The organism is Kosakonia arachidis, assembly GCF_900116535.1.
Lineage (GTDB): Bacteria > Pseudomonadota > Gammaproteobacteria > Enterobacterales > Enterobacteriaceae > Kosakonia > Kosakonia arachidis.
This window is the reverse complement of record NZ_FPAU01000006.1, coordinates 195,080-213,496: the sequence shown is the minus strand read 5'-3', so window position 1 is coordinate 213,496 and position 18,417 is coordinate 195,080. Positions and strand designations below refer to the sequence as shown.

Sequence of the window (18,417 nt, the reverse complement as noted above, 5' to 3'; positions counted from 1 at the left end):
AAAAAACCGGGGAATTCCCCGGTTTTTTTATTCGCCATCAGTCAACAGCTGCAGCTTACCAAATAAATACCCTTGCAGATAATCCACTCCCGCCTCCAACTGCAGTTCACGTTGAGCTTCGTTTTCCACATACTCCGCAGTGAGAGACTTTGCTTTCGCCAGTTTGCAAATCGCTTTAACAATCACCATATCTTGCCAATACTGAGAATATCCCGCACAAAGCAGCCATCAATCTTGCTGATATTCGGTTGCAGCCGTTTCAGGCGCTCAAACTTAGCATAACCGCTACCAAAATCGTCGATGGCAATTTTAAACCCTGCCTGGCGCAATTGCAGGATATTAAGAATACTGACTTCGGAATTGAAAAAGCCTGCTCTTCGGTGATTTGGACGATCACTGTCTGCAGCGCTATCGCATAATGCTCAAACAACGCCAGAGATAAAAAAGCTGTCGATTGTAATAGCAGAGTGTTCGTGCAAAACGCGGATTGATTATCCTGCGTAGAGGATAATAGATGGTCACAGTAAAAATGAGCGCTGCACAAATCAGGTTTTGTATATTAATAATTGAGAAAATGATTATTCCGGAGCCGGAGAAATTTGAAAGATTAATCGGATAGTTAAACCAGGTCGCAGCAATATACATTGATGCCTTAATGCCGGCAGGTGCCAAAAATCCTATCCACACTACACGTATCACCATACCTCTATTTAGCATACTATGGCGCCAGCACACAATCGCGCAGACTGCAAGTACCTGGAATAACTGGCAGAATAAAAAGATAATCTCCAGCATTATGCTTAATAATAGCCATACCAGAAATAGCGTAGAAATATCGACAACTGCTCGCGGTGAAATAAAACGAGAAACAGGAAGTTAAAAAACAAAAACCCCCGCGTAAACGCGAGGGTTTGACATTTTGGTGGAGCTAAGCGGGATCGAACCGCTGACCTCTTGCATGCCATGCAAGCGCTCTCCCAGCTGAGCTATAGCCCCACAATTTATCTCTACGCACCAACTCCGTTGGGTTCGGAATTTGGTGGAGCTAAGCGGGATCGAACCGCTGACCTCTTGCATGCCATGCAAGCGCTCTCCCAGCTGAGCTATAGCCCCATTACGTAAAGCGTGTCGTGTTGACGGGCGGCATAATATGAATTCCCTTGCCAGGTGTCAACGGCAAAATCGTACCTCGCCAATTAATCGATGAAAAAGCATGCAAATTAAGGACATTGCGTAACTCTTCACAGTCAGTAGTTAAACGTGTCACATTTTCCAGTAAAATGGTGCTATAACATAAACCACTAATTACCCTTACAACCATTCTGGAAATTACATGCTCAAGGAACGAATGACACCAGAAGAGTTAGCCAGTCTTACCGGGTACAGTCGGCAAACCATCAATAAATGGGTGCGCAAAGAAGGCTGGATCACCTCACCAAAACCTGGAGTGCAAGGAGGCAAAGCCCGGCTGGTGCATGTGAATGAGCAAGTACGCACCTTTATTCGCAGCGCACAGCGTAGCGAAGAGTCGGCCCCTACGATGCCTGTCAGTAACAACTCACTTGAAGCTTTGCTTATTTCGTTGGCGAAAGAGATGACTGACGCCGAGCAAAAGCAACTCACCTCTCTACTCTTACGTGACGGCATAACCGGGTTATTGCAACGTCTTGGCATCCGCATTCAGAAATAAAATGATGAAACTCGCTAACAAAATGACGACTGAAGAGCTGGCCGATTTTCTCGGTGTTGCCAGACAAACCGTTAATCGCTGGATCCGGGAACAAGGTTGGCAAACGGAAGCGTTACCCGGTATCAAAGGTGGTCGCGCAAGGCTGATTCACATCACCAAAGAAGTGCGAAATTTCGTGATGAAAACGCCCTCCATGCGCCAGCGCCATTCTCCTTACTCTATCGCAGAGCCGGTACCCTCCTATGTGAGTGAAAACAGTCCGCTGCGGGAGATTGTCAAAGTTTTACAGAACATGACGCCCGAAGAGCAGAAGCTGTTGGCGCTATTACTGGCCCGCGAAGGAATCTGTGGTTTTTTACAGCGCCTCGGCATAACGCAGACGATCGATGAGTAAAAAAACCGGCCTTAATGGCCGGATTTTAGTTCATGCATTTAATGCGTATGTGGGTGGTTCTCCCGACGATATGCGCCCGGTGGCTGATTAAACGTACGGGTAAAGGTACGCGTGAAGGTTTGTTGCGAATCAAAGCCGTACTTAAGGCAGATATCGTAAACCTTCTGATCGGTATTGAGTAAATCCTGCGCGGCAAGCGACAGTTTACGCTCGCGAATATAACGTCCAAGACTCTCCCCTTTATACTGCAAGAAGAGGCGTTGCAGGTGCCATTTGGAATAGCCCGCGTGCGCAGCAATATCATCAATACGTAGCGGTTGATGGAGATTGTCGTCGATCCAATCGACGATAGTGTCGATAACCTGAGCGGAAATAGTCATACTGCGCTCCCCCCTCTGCTCTTCGATTAATAAACGGGTTTATTCCCACCAGGCACGAAATTCCTGCGTATCGTTAGCCGCAAGAACCGGTTCGCCCAGCATCGGTGTCAGTAAACGAAAATTTTTGCCCCGGCTTGCTGCCGCCAGCCGTTTGTACGGATCGTCCCATGTGTGTTTTGCCAACACAAAACGCCCCGCGTGGCCCGGCAGAACCGCGCGTGCATTAATCTCTTCCGCCGCCTGCGCGGCCTGTTCCGGCATCATATGGATGTACTTCCAGTCTTCGTCATACTGGCCGTTTTCCATGATGGCGATGTCCACCGGGCCAAACTGCTCGCCGATGGCTTTAAAATGCGGGCCATAGCCGGTATCACCGCTGTAATAGACCTTGCGCTGGTCGGTGACAAACATGAAACTGGCCCACAGCGTCTGGTTACGTTTCAGGCCGCGCCCGGAGAAATGGCGCGACGGCAGCACATGTACCGTTAGTCCATCGCCTATCGCCACGTTCTGCTGCCAGTCCGCTTCACGAATAATCTGCGGATTCATGCCCCAGTAACGCAGGTGCGAACCGACGCCCAGCGGCGTCACGACCTGTTTGATTTTCGGCATCATCGCCTTGATGGTGGCGTAATCCAGATGGTCATAGTGATCGTGAGAAATGATCAACAGATCGATCTCCGGTAGGCTCTGTGCTGTCCATGCATCATTCCCGGCAAACGCTTTATTGAGAAATGGAAATGGCGCAGCGTAGTCGCTCAGCACCGGATCGATCAGGATGCGTTTGCTCGCCAGTTGCAGGTACCACGAAGAGTGCCCCATCCATACCAGCGTGTCCTGTTCAACAGGCAGGCTGGCAAGATCCGTTTGCACCATTGGCAACGGCTGCTGTGGTCGGGCGTTTTCCCGTTTGGTGACCAGAAAATCCCACCATGCGGCCAGCATATTTTTCTTACCGGTAAAGCCGGGCGTCGGCAGCATGTTTTGAAATTTGCCGTCACGGTAATGGGGTGATTTTTCGACTTCTGTAAGCTGTTCGCCTTGTGGCGCTTTGCCAAATCCTGCATTTAAAACAAAGGGTAAACTGGCGGCGGACGCAACGAGCATAACCATGACCACGCTGAAAATAAGAGGCTTCATATCCTGACCCGAAGAAATCGCTCCAGTCCGTAGAGACGACATGAAATAAACTTGATTATGAGTGAGTAAGCACTCATTATAGAAAACAACAGCAAACCGTCAAGATCATTTTCTTTCTTTGACATTCGACGTTGCAGCCTCCAGGTGGGCATGTTTCAATCGTGGTTTTTAAAATGTGTGAGGAAAAATGTAGTGGCTCGTCCAAAGAGTGAAGACAAAAAACAAGCGTTACTGGAAGCAGCTACCGAAGCCATTGCACAATCCGGGATTGCCGCTTCCACCGCCTTAATAGCCCGCAATGCGGGAGTTGCGGAAGGGACGCTGTTTCGCTACTTCGCCACCAAAGACGACCTGCTGAACGCGCTTTACCTGCATCTGAAAACCGACCTGTGCGGCACCATGCTGGAGAACTTCGATCGCACTATCAACGATCCGAAAGTCCATACGCATTCAGTCTGGGACAGCTATATCGACTGGGGAATTCGTCACCCCAACGGCCACTGCGCGGTGCGGCAAATTTCCGTCAGCGAAAAACTGCGCCCGGAAACCCGCCAGCAGGTTACCGATATTTTTCCGGAGCTGCACGAGCTCTGCCACCGCTCGGTATTGCCGGTTTTTCTCGACGGCGAATTTGCGCCGTTTGGCGATGCCATTTTCCTGACACTGGCGGATACCACCATCACCTTTGCCAGCCGCGATCCCTCACGCGTCAAAGAGATCAAACGCCTCGGTTTTGAAGCGATGTGGCGCGCACTCACGGCTGAGGGGATAAATGGACAGTAAAACATTGCAGGCCTGCGCGCACCGTATTGCACTTGAGATGCCGTTTACCGAGCACTGCTGGCCATTTGGCCCGGAATATGATGTGTTCAAAGTGTGCGGCAAAATTTTTATGCTCACCGCCACCGCCCACGGCAGACCAATGGTGAACCTGAAAGCAGAGCCGCAAACCGCCCTGCTCAACCAGCAAATCTACCCCAGTATTGAACCGGGGTATCACATGAACAAAAAGCACTGGATTTCGGTCTATGCCGGGGAAGAGATCGACGAATCGCTGCTGGCCTCGCTGATTCAGACGTCATGGGATCGGGTAGTGGATGGTCTTTCGCGCAAAGAGCAGCAACGGCTGCGCCCTACACGTTCTCAGCCAGCCAGCTAAGCGCTCGCTCACCCGGCGCATCTACCGGCAGATAAACCAGCAGCCGCGAACCGTTACGCGGCGCGGAATACCAGTACATTTGCTGTAAGGTAAACTCTCCCAACTGCGGATGGGTAAACAGTTTCAGCTTATTTTCCACGCCGCGCACATCCAGATATTTCCGCCATAGCGTGGCAAATTCGCTGGATGCAGCGCAAAAGCGCGCCAGCTTTGCTTCCCATAACGGATCGCCACGATGCTCCGCCATCGCCGCACGAAAATAGGCCACAAATGTCTGCAATACGCTGTCATCGCTGCCAAGACGGCTACGCCACTGCGGATGCGTGAGATAAAGATAGATACAATTGCGCTCATCTTCGGGGATTTCATCGAACTTAACCCCCATCAGGCGCTCAAAAGCGACATTCCATGCCACAATATCAAAATTAGGTTTCTGAATGCTGGCCGGTTGCGGCAGCAGGCTATCCAGCAGGCGGCGCGTACCCTCGCTAATTCCCTCGCATTGCGGCACATTCAGCGTTTCGGCAGGCGTTAATCCGGCGAGTAAAAACAGGTGCCGCGTTTCGGTGGGAGAACATTGCAATGCGCTGGCAATAGCGTGTAAAACCGCTGCCGAAGGGTTCACATCCCTTCCCTGCTCCAGCCAGGTATACCAGGTGACACCAACATCAGCCAGCAGCGCCACCTCTTCTCGTCGCAGCCCTGGTGTGCGCCGCCGACCACTGCGCGGCAGGCCCAGACGCTGTGGATCGAGACTCTCCCGGCGGGCGCGTAAAAATGCGCCGAGCTGTTTGCGGTTTTCATCCTGGATGGTCACATCCATCATCCGATCGCTTATCAGCGTCATTACACCCTCCAGCATAGTATTGCCAGTACCAGTATACGTAAGAACTGGTACCCGTTTTTCTAATCGGTGATGCTACGTCCATCTGATGAATGACGCAATGGAGTCACCATGAAAACGTCTGCTGTTTCACCTGGCCGGGCAGGCCTGATACTTCTGTTGACCGGGCAGATGTTGCCCCAGATAGATACTTCAATCACCAACGTCGCACTCGACTCGATCACCCAGTCATTGCACACTAGTGCCACGCAACTGGCGTTGATCGTTGCCCTGTACGGCGTGGCATTTGCCGTCTGCCTGGCGATGGGCAGCAAGCTGGGCGATAACTTTGGGCGCAAACGCCTGTTTTTAGTAGGCGTAGCGATCTTCGGCATCGCCTCGCTGCTGTGCGGCCTGGCGAACTCCGCCCCTGCACTGTTGGCCGCCCGCACGTTACAGGGCATCGGCGCAGCGTTGATCGTGCCGCAAATTCTCGCCACGTTGCATGTCACGTTAAAAGGTACCGCACATGCCCGCGCTATTAGTCTGTATGGCGGTATTGGCGGCGTGTCATTCATTATTGGCCAGATGTGTGGCGGCTGGCTGGTTTCGGCTGATATCGCAGGGCTGGGCTGGCGTAACGCCTTCTTTATCAACGTACCGATTTGTCTGTTGATACTGGCGCTGAACCGCTACCTGCCGGAGACGCGCAACAATACCCGGACTCGTATTGACTGGCAGGGTACTTTCGCGCTGGCACTCATCCTCTGCTGCCTGCTGTTCCCGCTGGCGCTCGGCCCGGAACTGCACTGGCCATGGCCGACGCAGGCCGCGCTGCTGGCGCTGTTCCCACTTGCTCTGTGGATGCGTAGCAGCGCCTTGCAACAACAGCGCGCCGGTTTGGTTCCGCTGGTGCCGCCACATCTACTTAAGCTGCACAGCATTCGTTTTGGTCTGCTGATTGCACTGCTATTTTTCACCGCGTGGTCCGGTTTTATGTTCTGTATGGCGCTGACGTTGCAGGCAGGCATGGGAATGACGCCCTACCAGTCCGGTAACAGCTTTGTAGCGCTCGGTATCGCCTATTTTGTCTCAGCCTGGTATGCGCCGAAACTGATTGCCCGTTACAGCATGCGTACGATTTTACTGACCGGGCTGGTCATTCAGGTGGGCGGACTGGTGGCACTGATTGCCACATTACAACTCTCCGGGCGGATGGTCGGCGTGCTGGCGCTGGCACCTTCCACTGCGCTCATTGGCTACGGCCAGGCGCTGATTGTGAACAGCTTTTATCGCATCGGAATGCGGGATATCACCACCCAGGATGCGGGCGCTGGCAGCGCGCTGCTCAGCACGCTGCAACAGGCTGCGTTGGGTCTCGGCCCGGCCGCACTTGGCAGCGTATTTCTCTATCTGGTAGGTCAGTCACACGGCAATTACAGCACCGCGCTGAGCGGTTTTCTGGTGACAGAAGTGGTTATGATGCTGGTACTGGCAGCAGCGGCAGTCAGTGCGCGCCAACAACTGGCTCACCGTTGCCCGGCCAGCTAAAGAACGCTATCCGTTATCGCGAAACAGCGGTAGTGTTATGATTTTGTTACGAAGAGAGCGAAGCGATGGAACTCGATATTTATCAGGTGGACGCGTTTAGTGCGCATCCTTTTTCCGGCAACCCGGCGGGAGTATGCATCACGCCACAGGGGCTGGAGAGCAGATTAATGCAGCAGATTGCCAATGAGATGGCGCTCTCGGAAACGGCGTTTCTCAATCTTGCCGATAACAACCTGCGCTGGTTTACACCGCAGGCCGAAGTGGATTTATGTGGACACGGTACGCTGGCGACGGCGCATATCCTGCATCAAACCAGGCATCTGCAAGCGGGTGAAACAATGACTTTTCAGACGCTCTCCGGCCCGCTATCCGCCACACTCGGCGCAGAGGGTATTCAGCTCGATTTCCCGTTACTCCCCCCGCAACTGCACAGCGCCGTGCCACCGGCATTACTTGATGCACTAGGGCTGGAACGCACGCAAGTGCGTGACTACGGCCTGTTTGGCACCAAACAACTGGTGGTGGTTGATGATGCGCAGATCGTACGGACATTGCAGCCGGACTTCCAGGCACTAGGTGCACAACCTGGGCGCGGAGTGGCTGTTACTGCGCCAGGTGATGGGGAATATGATGTACTGTCGCGTTATTTTGCGCCGTGGGTCGGCGTCAATGAAGACCCGGTCACTGGCTCGGCACACTGCGCGCTGGCAGCATACTGGTCAGAGCGACTGGGTAAGCGCTCGCTTACCGCTTACCAGGCATCACGGCGCGGCGGTGTACTGGCACTTCACTGCACCGACGATGGCCGCGTGCTGATGGGCGGCGCGGCACATACGGTGCTGGCAGGAACGTTACACCTTTGAAGGCAGACGCGACACCCTACACCAGCGGAACCCGATCTGCGCAAGCAGGATCAGCACTCCGCCGATAATTTTTTGCAATGCTAGACGCTCGCCGTAACAAAGAGAGGCGGCAATCATCGTGGTCAGAACAAGGAAGAGGTCGGCTTGTCGTTGCCGGGTCATGTCAGATCCAGTGCGATAAAATAAAAAAGCCAGCACGGACGGCTGGCGAAATTTTTCGTTATCATGCCCGAAATATAAGGCGCTGGCGCGAGAAATATCACAGTAGATTCCCGCCTGATCCGGCGGGAAGAGAGCGGGATCACGCGCACTGAGGTGCGCGGCGCAGCAGCTTGAAAGCCACGAACAAGAATACGACCCACGCAGGAAGCAGTAGCGCTGACAGGCGCATATCCTCCATGGTGTACATCAGCACGAGGATCATCAGCATAAAACCGATGCACAGATAGTTGCCTGCCGGGAAGATTAGCGCTTTGAATTGCGGAACGCGACCTTTACGGCGCATCGCGGCGCGGAACTTCAGATGAGCCAGCGAAATCATGATCCAGTTCAGCAGCAGTGTCGCCACGACAAGCGCCATCAGCATGCCAAACGCTTTTTGCGGCAGCAAGTAGTTCACCAACACCACCAGCGACGTGATGGCCGCCGAAAGAAACAGCGAGTTGATCGGCACACCGCGGCGGCTGACGCGGGTCAGAAACGCAGGCGCGTTACCCTGCACAGAGAGACCAAACAGCATACGGCTGTTGGAGTAAACCCCGCTGTTATATACCGACAGAGAAGCCACCAGAATCACGAAATTCAGCACAGAAGCGACCAGATTACTGTCCAGATCGTGAAAAATCATCACAAACGGGCTGCTATTCGCTTTGACATCAATCCACGGATAAAGCGCCAACAGCACCACCAGCGAACCGATGTAGAACAGTAAAATGCGATACACCACCTGATTCACGGCTTTCGGAATCGTGGTGTGCGGCTCGCTGGCCTCGGCGGCGGTGATACCAATCAGCTCCAGTCCCCCGAAAGAGAACATAATTACCGCCAGCGCGAGAATAAGCCCATGCCAGCCGGTCGCGAAAAAGCCGTTGTAACGCCAGAGGTTATCGAAGCTCGCGCGTCCGCCGCCGTGGCCGGTAAACAGCATCCACAGGCCAAAAGCGATCATGCCGATGATAGCAATCACTTTGATCAACGCAAACCAGAACTCGGTTTCGCCATACAAGCGCACGTTCACCAGGTTGACAGCGTTGATAATGACAAAGAACGCAGCAGCCCAAATCCAGGTCGGCACCTGCGGGAACCAGTACTGCATATAAATCCCGGCGGCGGTCAGCTCGGCCATGCCCACCAGCACAAACATTGCCCAGTAGTTCCAGCCAGAGAGGAAACCAGCAAATGGCCCCCAGTATTTATAGGCAAAGTGCGAGAACGAACCGGAAACAGGCTCTTCTACCACCATTTCGCCAAGCTGGCGCATGATCAGGAAAGCGATAATCCCGGCGATGCCATAACCCAGCAGCACGGCTGGCCCGGCCATCTGAATCGCCGGGCCGATACCAAGGAACAACCCGGTACCAATCGCGCCGCCCAGCGCAATTAACTGGATATGACGGTTTTTCAATCCCCGTTGTAGTGTCGGCCCTGTTTCCGGCCCGGCATCGGTTACCTTACCCGCTGCCTGTGACGCGTTTTTCACGTCCTTCCCCTTTCTGGTTTTATAAAGGGGCACCTTTTAACATCTCAGGTCAGGGCTGGCAAGAAATCGAAAGAGAGGAAAGATAAACAACGTAAACCGTCATATTATCAATGCTTACCCCCACCCCCCTTCAAGGAGATAACAATGAAAATTGCCCACGTCGCGCTCTGGACGCGTAACCTCGACGCTCAGCGAACGTTCTGGCGCGACTTTTTTTCCGCTACCAGTAATGAAAAATATGTCAGTAAAAATCGCGCGGGGTTCGCCTCGTACTTTATCTCGCTAAAGGATGGCCCGACAATTGAGCTGATGACGCTGCCGGAACTGACCGATGCGCCAGCAAACCCGGAATTTGTCGGCTGGGCACACATCGCCATTACCGTTGGTCGCATCGAAACTGTGGATGCGATGGCAGAAAAAGCACGCCAGAAGAATAAACTCGCCAGCCCGGCAAGATGGACTGGCGATGGTTTTTATGAAGCGGTGATCCTCGATCCGGACGGCAACCGCATCGAACTGGTCGCCGAATAGCGCGACCAGTGGCGTTAGGCTTCCAGCCGGAACTGCTGCACGCTTTGCGCAAGCTGCTGCGCCTGATCCTCAAGCGAGGTAGCCGCCGCCGCCATCTGCTGCACCAGCGAGGCGTTCTGTTGCGTTACGCCGTCCATCTCGTTCACCGCAATCGTCACCTGGCTGATACCCTTGGCCTGCTCATCCGACGCACTGACGATCTCGGTAATGATCGACTGCACCGAGTTCACCGCCTGTGTCATCTCCTGCATGGTTTTCCCGGCGTCGTTAACCAGTTGAACGCCGGTTCCCACTCGCTTGCCGGACTCTTCAATCAGCGCGCCAATCTCTTTCACGGCGTTGGCGCTGCGCTGCGCCAGGTTGCGCACTTCTGAGGCCACCACCGCAAAACCGCGCCCCTGCTCGCCCGCCCGCGCCGCTTCTACCGCTGCGTTCAACGCCAGGATATTAGTCTGGAAAGCAATGCTGTTAATGATGGCGGTGATATCGCCGATCTTGCGCGCACTGTCATCAATTTGTGCCATGGTAGATACCACCTGACTAACCAGTTTCTCGCCACGGCTGGCGATCTGGGTGGCATTCTCCGTCAGCACCGTCGCCTGGTGCGCGTTTTCCGCGTTATGTTTCACTGTCGCGCTGAACTGTTCCATGCTGGCGGCTGTTTGCTCCAGCGCCGACGCTTGCTGCTCGGTGCGCGACGAGAGGTTGATATTACCACTGACAATCTCCCCGGCACCCTGGCGCACGGAATCGCTGGCATCTTTTATCTGGCCGACAATCTGCCGTAACTGCGCCTGCATGGTGTGCAGCGCATAGAACAGGCTACTGCGATCGCCCTGTTTAACATGGATAGCGTTATCCAGCTTGCCATCCGCCACGGAGAGCGCAATGGTCGCGCCTTCCAGCGGCTCGCCGCCAATCGGCTTCAGCACTTTGCGGCTGAAGAGAAGCCCCAGCAGCGCACTGACCAACAGGATGCTGATCACACCAAGAATAATGGCGTTGAGTAGCTGGCGATTCGCCGCCGCCATCACCTGGCTCACCGGCGCGACAACGCCGAGATACCAGCTATCGCTGCTGTTGCCGATGGTAATCGGCTGCCAGGTAATCAGGCCTTTCTCACCAAGAATCGGATCGTCTTGTTCCACCACGCTGCTGCTGAAGTTGTCCGTTTTGCCGGGATAAGGTTTGCTGGTCAGGTTTTTATCCGGGTAAGAAATCACTTTTCCGGCGGTCGAGAGCAGCACCGCGTAGCCGCCGCCCGCCCACGGTTTGATCCGATTTACTTTCTGCTGCAATGACGCCAGCGAAATATCGGATGTCACCACGCCGTGCAATTTGCCGTCGCTGACAATCGGTGCTGCCACCGAGGTCAGCAGCGTCGGCACACCGTTATAGGCATAGCTGTAAGGTTCAATCAGCGTATCTTTCTGGCTTTTCTGCGGCAGCAGATAGTAGTCGCCCTGGCCCGGCGTCAGATAAGAGAGCAGTGGGTGCATTTTGTAGTTGCCGGACTGATCGCGATCCACAAAGAAGGCATAACGCCCTTTTGGTGCCTGCTCGGGTTTGTCGGTGAATTCCGCATCGCGCCCGTCATAAGCATTTTCTTCAAAAATGACCGAAATAGAGAGGTAATCCGGGTTATCGCGCAAGGTGGATTCCATGATCTTATCCACCACTTTACGATCGGTGACGCCGCCCTGTGGCAGGGCAATCAGGTTATGTCCGAGGTTATGCGCCACATCGCGGGCGTAACTGAGTTGCTGCTGGATTTTCAGCGCTTCGTTTTGAGCGATCTGCTGGAGATAGTGTTCGGCGAGACTTTTTTGCGCATGACTGGATTGCCAGCTGAGTACCCCAATCGTTACCACAAATCCGAGGGTGATGGTGATAACACCCGTCAGCAGCATTTGCGCACGGGTACTCATTTTTTTACTCACGAGTTGTCTGGCCATTACAGCTCTCCTGGTATAAACCTGCTACATCAATATTCCTTTCATCACATGCTCCCTGATACCTGCTCTATCGGCGTACATTTTTTGATCTTTAATTGTTACCCGCGAAGTCACGCAGGTGTAAAAACGCGCGCGCAAAATCATAATCAGCGGTATGAGGGGGTGGGATGTTGTAACGAAGGTTAACTCACGGAGCTTGCCGTTTAATGCAGCAGTTTATGCTGTGTCTTTGCAGAGGAATTTTTGCAACAGGCGAGCGCCCCGGCACGCGCCAGGGCTGGAAGCGTTAGCCTTTGTCGTCTTTCGGGCCGAGGAAGTAAAACCCAAAAGGCAGCGAGCCGATAATGGTAAACATCAGGCTGTAAATCGCCACCCAGGCCCCCTGGATGATAAACAGAGAGGTGGTCCACTTTTCCATCGGCAGATTGTACTGCTCTTCCACGCCTTCGAAGGCGGCTTTCGAGATCACGCTGACGGCGATCAGAAACACAATCACCACCGCCGTGATGAATTTTTTCCCCTCGCGGGTGCGCAATTTTTCCAGCATCTAAACCTCCTGCCATATGGCTTTTGTGTACTGCGAGTGTAACCGATCTGCTGTCAAGTTGTTGTGGAGACTTAGGAAAAACGGCTAACAGTGGCAACATCTCCGGCTATTTTTTACGGCATTCTTTTTCCATCGCTGCTGTACAACATGCCGCCCACGCTAACTCTATTTTTTTACCGTTGTTCCAGCAACCCGCACTGGAGATGTTTCGCCAGAATAGCTATCTGGCAGAACATCTCGGCAGCCCGTTCTGTGCACAGTGGTATAGCGGTAAAATGACGGAACTGAGCTGGTTTGAAAGTCTCGTCACGCAGCAAGAGCTGGCATAACCCACTGTGCCGCACTCAGTTGGCCTGTGGCAATGTGAAATCCCCTTCCCCTAATGGGCGCTGCATCAGCACAGTATCCAGCCAGCGCCCGTGCTTCAGACCCACGCTTTTGAGCGTGCCAATCATCACAAATCCGGCGCGGCTGTGTAACCGTAACGACCCTTCGTTTTCGCTGTTGCCGACGTTGGCAATCAGTTGCCGGTAGCCCTGCGTTTCAGCCCATGCCACCGCGCGGGCGAGCAGCGCTTTGCCTGCGCCCTGGCGACGAAACGTCTCATCAACGTAGATGGAATCCTCCAGCGTGTACTGGTAAGCGTGGCGCTCGCGGTAGCGGGAGAGATAGCAATATCCCCGAACCTCGCCATCCTGTACGGCCACAAACCACGGTAGCCCGGCAAGGCGGATTTTCTTAAGCCTTGCGCGCATCTCGTCGATATCCGGTGCTTCGGTTTCAAAAGTGGCGTTCCCCTGCGTCACGTGGTAAGCATATATCTGTGTAATCGCGCGCAGATGTTGTTCTTCTGCCTCAATAACTTCCATCATCCGTCCTCTGTTCTCGCTTTCGCACAGGTTATCTGCCGTGCGGCAAAACAGGCACCGGGCGGCGCTTATAACCGCGATAAGGAAAACTTTGCCATGGCGAAATTCAGCCTCGACCAGTTGGCGACCTACAAACTGGTCATCGCCCGGGGGAGCTTCACCGCTGCGGCAGAAGTGCTGGGTATTTCACAACCGGCTGTCAGCCTGCAAATCCGCCAGCTTGAGCAGGCGCTCCAGACGCGATTGATTGAGCGCACCGGGCGCAGCTTGCGACCGACCGCCGCCGGAAAAACCTTTCTCACGCACTGTGCGGAAATCGAAAACGCGGTCAGCGCCGCCGTGCAGTCTGTCGCACAGCACCAGCAGGAGATAGGCGGCAACGTCACGCTCGGTACCGGCGCAACCACCTGCATTCATCTGTTGCCACCGGTGCTGCAACAACTGCGCGAAGATTTTCCGTTACTTACCGTTGGGGTACGCACTGGCAATACCACGGATATTGTGCGTGCGGTGGAAGAGAATCGTATCGATATTGGTCTGGTGACGCTGCCCACGAACGAGCGCAACCTCGCCATTTTACCGCTGTTTCACGAAAACTTTGTCGCCATCAGCGCCAGCCGCTCACCTGCGCTGCCCGATGCCACGCCTGCAGTATTACAGTCCTTACCGCTGATTGTCTTTGAGTCCGGTAGCAGTACCCGCCAGTTGATTGACGGCTGGTTAAGCGCCGCCGTCACGCCGATGATGGAACTTGGCAGCATTGAAGCCATCAAACGCATGGTGCGCGCCGGTCTCGGTTACAGCCTTGTGCCCAAAGTTGCCGTGCAGGCTGATGAGGATAAACGGGGGTTGCGCGTACAGGCGCTACAGCCACCCTTGCAGCGCACGCTGGCGCTGGTGATGCGACAGGACAAAGTGGTCAATCGCGGCATGAAAGCGGTGCTGAATAGCCTGAAACAGGCGGGCAAGACGCCCGCCTGTGAAACGGATGCTTAGAAGTCGTAGCTCATGGAGACTTTCAACTTCCGCGCTTCCCCCTGGTAGATATAAGTGCCGTTGTCTTCGACGCTGGCCCAGTATTTTTCATTGGTGACGTTATCCACGCCGACACGCCAGACCATCTCGTTTTTATCCTGATTGAGGTGCATACGGTAGCGTACCCCCAGATCCAGCGTGGTATAGCTGTCGAGTTTTTTGGTATTGGCGTTATTCGCATACTGCGAACCGGTATGGTTGACTCTTGCCGTCGCGGTCAGACCTTCAACCGGTTTGATGTCATATTCCGCGCCCAGCACGCCGTAGAAGCCCGCCACGCCAACAGGCCGGTTCCCCTGGTTAATGCCATCTTGGGTTTTGGTCAGTTCGGCATCGATCCAGGTGGCGCTGCCGTTCAGGCGCAGACCCAGCGTCGGTTCGCCAAACAGATTCAACTCAACGCCGCGGTTACGCTGTTCGCCGTTCAGCGCATAGATATTGGTATCGCTATTCTGAATGGCGGTCGGTTTCTTAATTTCAAATAGCGACAGTGTACCGCCCACACGGCCAAAGTCCGTTTTCACGCCGACTTCATTCTGTTTCGAGTGCGCAATGCCGGTGGTCTGATACTGGTTAGCAGCGCCTTCTGGCGCGGTGCTGCCCGGTTGCAACGCTTCGGTATGGTTGGCATAGAAGGAGACCACGTCCCACGGCTTATAAACAATGCCGTAAGTCGGCATCCAGCGATCCTGGATAAAGCGTGCGGTATCATCTTCTGCGCCCGTTGCATTGCTGTAGCTGTGAACCCACACTTTCTGATAACGCGCGCCCGCCGTAAACAGCACGGTGTCGTTCAGAACACCGAGTGTATCGCTCAGCAGCCAACCCTGTGCGCGGGTGCGACCGGTGGTCAGCGGATCGCTGTAATTGCCGCCAATGTAGCTGTAATCAGGCATAGCAACCGACGTGTTATCGTAGATGTTCACTGCCGGGTTATCCGCCGCCGCCGACATCCGCCACGCTACCTTGTCCTGCTTGATATTGGCCGAATAGCCCACGTTCACTTTGTGCGACACAAAGCCGGTATCAAAGTTACCGCGCAGTCCGGCCATGCCACTCCAGGCATCGCTGATACGGTTGGTGTCGAGACGGCCAATCGTTGCATCGCCCTGCTCATCATTCACTTTCGGCGCACCGTAAATGCCCTCTTCATGCGAGTGCTGTCCACCGAACGCGGCATATGCCGTCCAGATATCGGTCAAATCATATTCCGCGCGCGCCAGGCCAAATTCGTTTTCGATATCGCTATATGCCCACTGCTGGCTGTAGTTTTCGGTATTGCTCGGGACCTTCGGTACAAAATCCACCGCGCTGATGTTCACGCCCATCGATCCGCCGTGGAAGGTCTTTTTCTGATAGCCAAGATCCAGCGAGCTGCGGAAGCGATCGCTACGATAATCCAGACCGATCGACGCGGCGGTAGTACGACGGTTGTCATCCTCAACGGTAGCTTCGCCTTCACGGTGCAACAGGTTAACGCGTACGCCGAACTGATTGTTATCGCCATAGCGACGGCCCACATCCAGCGAACCGCCAAGCTGTGAACGCGAGGAGTAATCGACACCGACACGCGTCAACGGCGTATCATCGGCATGTTTCGGCTCAAGGTTGATCATTCCGCCAACGCCAGAAGACGCCGCGCCATTCATCAGGGCATTGGCACCTTTAAACACTTCCACACGTTCGAGCATCTGGGTATCCACCACCTGGCGCGGCACAATGCCCGCCAGGCCGCCCATCAACATATCGTCGCCATCCAGTTCGAAGCCGCGAATACGGTAGGTTTCCGCCATGTTGCCGTACCCCTGCCCGACCTGCACGCCCGCATCATTGCTGACCACATCGGCAATGGTTTTCGCCTGTTGATCCTCCACCAACTTTGAGGTGTAGCCGATCACGTTAAACGGCACATCCATCGCCTTCTGTTCGCCCATCATCCCGAGGCGCCCACCGTACGCGACCTGACCATCCAGATACGCCGGAACCAGCGCATCACCACCGGGTTTGAAGTCGCTGCTGGTAGTCGACTGCACCACAATGGTGTCATCTTTCGTCTGGTTGGTGTTGGCATTTGTCGTCGCAGCATGCGCTGAGGGCGTTGCTGCGCCAATGGCCAGCGCAAGTAACGTCTTGCGCAAAGAAGGGGGGATCTTTTTGCTGTTATTCATCATCGACTCATATCGAAGTGTGTGGAAAAACGGCCCGTTTCCGGGCCAGGTTGATTACTGGTTAAGGGCGATGCGGACGACGCTATCCAGCCCGTTGGTAGTGTGATCTTTGTTAAACGCCTGCTTGACGGTGACAAACAGTGTCTGGCCGTCGGCAGAGAGCAGCAGGCTGTTCGGATTCGGCGGCAGATCCCAGCGCTGTTTCACCGCAAGGCTGGTGGCATCAAGACTCAGCACTTTGCCCGCTTCACGCTGGGTGAGGTAGATTTCGTGGCGTTTCGGGTTGAATTTCACCGCCAGCGAACCGCCCAGATCGAGCTGTTTCAGCACCTTGCCACTATGGATATCCAGCACCAGGGTGGTTTTGGCTTTCGAGTTATCGGTAACGAACAGACGGCCGGTCTCGCTGTCTTCAGCAATGTTCAGTAGCAGCGCCGGTTTATCACCGAGCGGTTTCCAGCGTTGTTCAATGCGGTTGTTGCGCGGGTTGACGACCAGCATTTCACCGTCGCCGTTCGCCACATACAGGCGCTGAGTTTGCTCAGACCAGTGCAGGCCCGTGACCCATTTCCCAGCATTTTTAATCCGCGCTTTTACTTGCAGAGTCCTGGCGTCAACCACCCAAACCAGCGCCGGATCGGCCACCGCGCCAACATACAGCGCGCCGTTGTGCAGCAGAATCTCACGTGCACCGTACGGCAGGCCTTTTTCATTACGTTCCGGGAACAGCGTGCGGGCCCGCACTTTGCCATTGCGGGTATCGATAGCGCTGATGCCGCCATCAAGGGAGTGGGTAACGTAAACCGTTTTACCGTCCGGGGAGATCGTCATACCGAAGTTTTTCAGATCGGTATGGGTGGAACCGAGGGTTTTCAGCGTCGCAGGATCCAGTTTGTAAACCACACCGCCCTGCACATCTTTAAAGCCTTCCGCACTGGAAACGTACAGCGCGTCACCCTGCGGGCTGAGCGCCATTTCATACAGGCCGCTCGCCAGATCGCGTTTTTGTACCTTTGCCGATAATGATACGGCAGCGGTTTTTGGCGTTTCGGCGGCAGGTTGTGCCGATGTAGTGTACTGAGCACTGCATCCGGCCAGTACCAGGGTTGCCAGCAGCACCAACGCGGGGGTTTTCATCGTCATCGAGATCCTTTACCGTTAATGTCATCAACTGGCGGGCCAGTGCGTTACGCTCAGATGCGCATTTCTTTGATGAAGGCAGTTTTGCCTGACGCAGCTCACCACTTCTTTGTGTCCCTGTAAGCGTTTACGCCTACTCTTTTTGCGGGGAAACTCCGAGCCCAGCCAAAAACACTAAAGAGAATGAGAACTATACTCATTCTTCTTATTTAGGCAAGAACTTGTGTCATATTGTGTTGTCAGGAGAAAAATGGGCCCGCGAGGAATAACCAGCCCGGCGTGTTAATGAGCGAGCCGCGAGGCGGATTGAAGAAGGGATCGACATTGGTAAGGTGAGCTGGCAAGAGCTCATCGCGCTGGGATCCTTAACAACATGATGTCACACAAAATTTGGGGTTGACCGTTTAGATGATAAAGATTATCTTTCTCATTGCTGAATAGTTGAGTAAATCACTCAGGTATTCAGTACGACA

18 protein-coding genes, 2 tRNA genes and 2 pseudogenes are annotated in these 18,417 nt (G+C 54.3%); 9 read left to right on the top strand and 13 right to left on the bottom strand.

From position 1 onward, the window contains the following. Positions 1–27 precede the first annotated feature (27 nt). The 3 genes and pseudogenes from BM427_RS26390 to BM427_RS20335 form a co-directional block, all read right to left on the bottom strand. Positions 28–469 (bottom strand): annotated as a pseudogene (locus BM427_RS26390) (EAL domain-containing protein); the annotation flags it as partial. A 451-nt stretch (positions 470–920) separates the two neighbouring features. Beyond that, positions 921–996, bottom strand: a tRNA-Ala gene (locus tag BM427_RS20340). 41 nt (positions 997–1,037) lie between these two features. Further along, positions 1,038–1,113, bottom strand: a tRNA-Ala gene (locus BM427_RS20335). A gap of 220 nt (positions 1,114–1,333) precedes the next feature. On the opposite strand from BM427_RS20335, the gene BM427_RS20325 reads away from it, so the two are divergent. Then, the gene (locus BM427_RS20325; RefSeq protein ID WP_090124945.1) at positions 1,334–1,690 is read left to right on the top strand and encodes a YfeC-like transcriptional regulator; all 357 of its coding nucleotides are present in this window, start codon (positions 1,334–1,336) and stop codon (positions 1,688–1,690) included. 1 nt (position 1,691) lies between these two features. Beyond that, entirely contained in the window at positions 1,692–2,084 is a 393-nt protein-coding gene (locus BM427_RS20320) for a YfeC-like transcriptional regulator (RefSeq protein WP_090124942.1), read from the top strand. Between the two features lie 38 nt (positions 2,085–2,122). On the opposite strand, the gene BM427_RS20315 is transcribed toward BM427_RS20320, so the two are convergent. Next, a complete protein-coding gene (locus tag BM427_RS20315) occupies positions 2,123–2,464 on the bottom strand; it encodes a RamA family antibiotic efflux transcriptional regulator (RefSeq protein WP_090124939.1) in 342 nt (113 codons plus the stop codon). Positions 2,465–2,503: 39 nt separating this feature from the next. Next, complete coding sequence (locus BM427_RS20310; protein WP_090124937.1) at positions 2,504–3,604, bottom strand: MBL fold metallo-hydrolase; 1,101 nt, start codon at positions 3,602–3,604, stop codon at positions 2,504–2,506. 192 nt (positions 3,605–3,796) lie between these two features. On the opposite strand from BM427_RS20310, the gene BM427_RS20305 reads away from it, so the two are divergent. Continuing rightward, positions 3,797–4,387: a TetR/AcrR family transcriptional regulator gene (locus BM427_RS20305; RefSeq protein ID WP_090124934.1), complete on the top strand. Its 591-nt coding sequence runs from the start codon at positions 3,797–3,799 to the stop codon at positions 4,385–4,387. Next, positions 4,377–4,763 (top strand): MmcQ/YjbR family DNA-binding protein, encoded by a 387-nt coding sequence (locus BM427_RS20300; RefSeq protein ID WP_090124931.1) that lies wholly within the window; start codon positions 4,377–4,379, stop codon positions 4,761–4,763. Before BM427_RS20305 ends, BM427_RS20300 begins: the two co-directional genes overlap by 11 nt. On the opposite strand, the gene BM427_RS20295 is transcribed toward BM427_RS20300, so the two are convergent. After that, positions 4,738–5,610 (bottom strand): helix-turn-helix transcriptional regulator, encoded by an 873-nt coding sequence (locus BM427_RS20295; protein ID WP_090124928.1) that lies wholly within the window; start codon positions 5,608–5,610, stop codon positions 4,738–4,740. The genes BM427_RS20300 and BM427_RS20295 overlap by 26 nt on opposite strands. A 108-nt stretch (positions 5,611–5,718) precedes the next feature. Between BM427_RS20295 and BM427_RS20290 the strand changes: the two genes are divergently transcribed. Both BM427_RS20290 and BM427_RS20285 read left to right on the top strand, forming a co-directional pair. Then, on the top strand, positions 5,719–7,137 hold the full coding sequence (locus BM427_RS20290) for an MFS transporter (RefSeq protein WP_090124924.1): 1,419 nt from the start codon (positions 5,719–5,721) through the stop codon (positions 7,135–7,137). Between the two features lie 65 nt (positions 7,138–7,202). Then, positions 7,203–8,000, top strand: a complete 798-nt coding sequence (locus tag BM427_RS20285; RefSeq protein ID WP_090124921.1) for a PhzF family phenazine biosynthesis protein — start codon at positions 7,203–7,205, stop codon at positions 7,998–8,000. Here the strand turns inward: BM427_RS20285 and BM427_RS25530 are convergent. Together BM427_RS25530 and pheP are read right to left on the bottom strand one after the other, a co-directional pair. Next, a pseudogene (locus tag BM427_RS25530) lies at positions 7,989–8,126 on the bottom strand (EamA family transporter); the annotation flags it as partial. The gene BM427_RS20285 and the pseudogene BM427_RS25530 sit on opposite strands and share 12 nt — an antisense overlap. A gap of 175 nt (positions 8,127–8,301) precedes the next feature. Next, on the bottom strand, positions 8,302–9,699 hold the full coding sequence (gene pheP, locus BM427_RS20280) for a phenylalanine transporter (RefSeq protein WP_090124919.1): 1,398 nt from the start codon (positions 9,697–9,699) through the stop codon (positions 8,302–8,304). Between the two features lie 144 nt (positions 9,700–9,843). On the opposite strand from pheP, the gene BM427_RS20275 reads away from it, so the two are divergent. Beyond that, complete coding sequence (locus BM427_RS20275) at positions 9,844–10,230, top strand: VOC family protein (protein WP_090124917.1); 387 nt, start codon at positions 9,844–9,846, stop codon at positions 10,228–10,230. Between the two features lie 14 nt (positions 10,231–10,244). Here the strand turns inward: BM427_RS20275 and BM427_RS20270 are convergent, their stop codons facing one another. Both BM427_RS20270 and BM427_RS20265 read right to left on the bottom strand, forming a co-directional pair. Next, a complete protein-coding gene (locus BM427_RS20270; protein WP_090124914.1) occupies positions 10,245–12,185 on the bottom strand; it encodes a methyl-accepting chemotaxis protein in 1,941 nt (646 codons plus the stop codon). Between the two features lie 286 nt (positions 12,186–12,471). Beyond that, positions 12,472–12,732, bottom strand: a complete 261-nt coding sequence (locus BM427_RS20265) for a DUF2534 family protein (protein WP_090124910.1) — start codon at positions 12,730–12,732, stop codon at positions 12,472–12,474. Positions 12,733–12,935: 203 nt separating this feature from the next. Between BM427_RS20265 and BM427_RS26260 the strand changes: the two genes are divergently transcribed. Next, positions 12,936–13,061: a hypothetical protein gene (locus BM427_RS26260; protein ID WP_280116122.1), complete on the top strand. Its 126-nt coding sequence runs from the start codon at positions 12,936–12,938 to the stop codon at positions 13,059–13,061. A gap of 15 nt (positions 13,062–13,076) precedes the next feature. On the opposite strand, the gene BM427_RS20255 is transcribed toward BM427_RS26260, so the two are convergent. Next, positions 13,077–13,601, bottom strand: a complete 525-nt coding sequence (locus tag BM427_RS20255) for a GNAT family N-acetyltransferase (protein WP_090124905.1) — start codon at positions 13,599–13,601, stop codon at positions 13,077–13,079. A gap of 96 nt (positions 13,602–13,697) precedes the next feature. Between BM427_RS20255 and BM427_RS20250 the strand changes: the two genes are divergently transcribed. Beyond that, the gene (locus tag BM427_RS20250; RefSeq protein WP_090124902.1) at positions 13,698–14,597 is read left to right on the top strand and encodes a LysR family transcriptional regulator; all 900 of its coding nucleotides are present in this window, start codon (positions 13,698–13,700) and stop codon (positions 14,595–14,597) included. Here the strand turns inward: BM427_RS20250 and BM427_RS20245 are convergent. After that, positions 14,594–16,807: a TonB-dependent receptor gene (locus BM427_RS20245; RefSeq protein WP_090124899.1), complete on the bottom strand. Its 2,214-nt coding sequence runs from the start codon at positions 16,805–16,807 to the stop codon at positions 14,594–14,596. The two genes, BM427_RS20250 and BM427_RS20245, sit on opposite strands and share 4 nt — an antisense overlap. Before the next feature lie 51 nt (positions 16,808–16,858). Next, the gene (locus tag BM427_RS20240; protein WP_090124895.1) at positions 16,859–17,947 is read right to left on the bottom strand and encodes a YncE family protein; all 1,089 of its coding nucleotides are present in this window, start codon (positions 17,945–17,947) and stop codon (positions 16,859–16,861) included. Positions 17,948–18,417 lie beyond the last annotated feature (470 nt).

Excerpts from the sequence above, each read along its gene's own strand:
- BM427_RS20240 (WP_090124895.1), bottom strand. The coding sequence starts at position 17,947 with ATGACGATGAAAACCCCCGCGTTGGTGCTGCTGGCAACCCTGGTACTG.
- BM427_RS20290 (WP_090124924.1), top strand. The coding sequence starts at position 5,719 with ATGAAAACGTCTGCTGTTTCACCTGGCCGGGCAGGCCTGATACTTCTG.
- BM427_RS20310 (WP_090124937.1), bottom strand. The coding sequence starts at position 3,604 with ATGAAGCCTCTTATTTTCAGCGTGGTCATGGTTATGCTCGTTGCGTCC.
- BM427_RS20295 (WP_090124928.1), bottom strand. The coding sequence starts at position 5,610 with ATGACGCTGATAAGCGATCGGATGATGGATGTGACCATCCAGGATGAA.
- BM427_RS20275 (WP_090124917.1), top strand. The coding sequence starts at position 9,844 with ATGAAAATTGCCCACGTCGCGCTCTGGACGCGTAACCTCGACGCTCAG.
- BM427_RS20250 (WP_090124902.1), top strand. The coding sequence starts at position 13,698 with ATGGCGAAATTCAGCCTCGACCAGTTGGCGACCTACAAACTGGTCATC.
- BM427_RS20245 (WP_090124899.1), bottom strand. The coding sequence starts at position 16,807 with ATGATGAATAACAGCAAAAAGATCCCCCCTTCTTTGCGCAAGACGTTA.
- BM427_RS20315 (WP_090124939.1), bottom strand. The coding sequence starts at position 2,464 with ATGACTATTTCCGCTCAGGTTATCGACACTATCGTCGATTGGATCGAC.
- BM427_RS20320 (WP_090124942.1), top strand. The coding sequence starts at position 1,692 with ATGATGAAACTCGCTAACAAAATGACGACTGAAGAGCTGGCCGATTTT.
- BM427_RS26260 (WP_280116122.1), top strand. The coding sequence starts at position 12,936 with ATGTTTCGCCAGAATAGCTATCTGGCAGAACATCTCGGCAGCCCGTTC.
- BM427_RS20265 (WP_090124910.1), bottom strand. The coding sequence starts at position 12,732 with ATGCTGGAAAAATTGCGCACCCGCGAGGGGAAAAAATTCATCACGGCG.
- BM427_RS20255 (WP_090124905.1), bottom strand. The coding sequence starts at position 13,601 with ATGGAAGTTATTGAGGCAGAAGAACAACATCTGCGCGCGATTACACAG.
- BM427_RS20300 (WP_090124931.1), top strand. The coding sequence starts at position 4,377 with ATGGACAGTAAAACATTGCAGGCCTGCGCGCACCGTATTGCACTTGAG.
- BM427_RS20285 (WP_090124921.1), top strand. The coding sequence starts at position 7,203 with ATGGAACTCGATATTTATCAGGTGGACGCGTTTAGTGCGCATCCTTTT.
- BM427_RS20325 (WP_090124945.1), top strand. The coding sequence starts at position 1,334 with ATGCTCAAGGAACGAATGACACCAGAAGAGTTAGCCAGTCTTACCGGG.
- BM427_RS20270 (WP_090124914.1), bottom strand. The coding sequence starts at position 12,185 with ATGGCCAGACAACTCGTGAGTAAAAAAATGAGTACCCGTGCGCAAATG.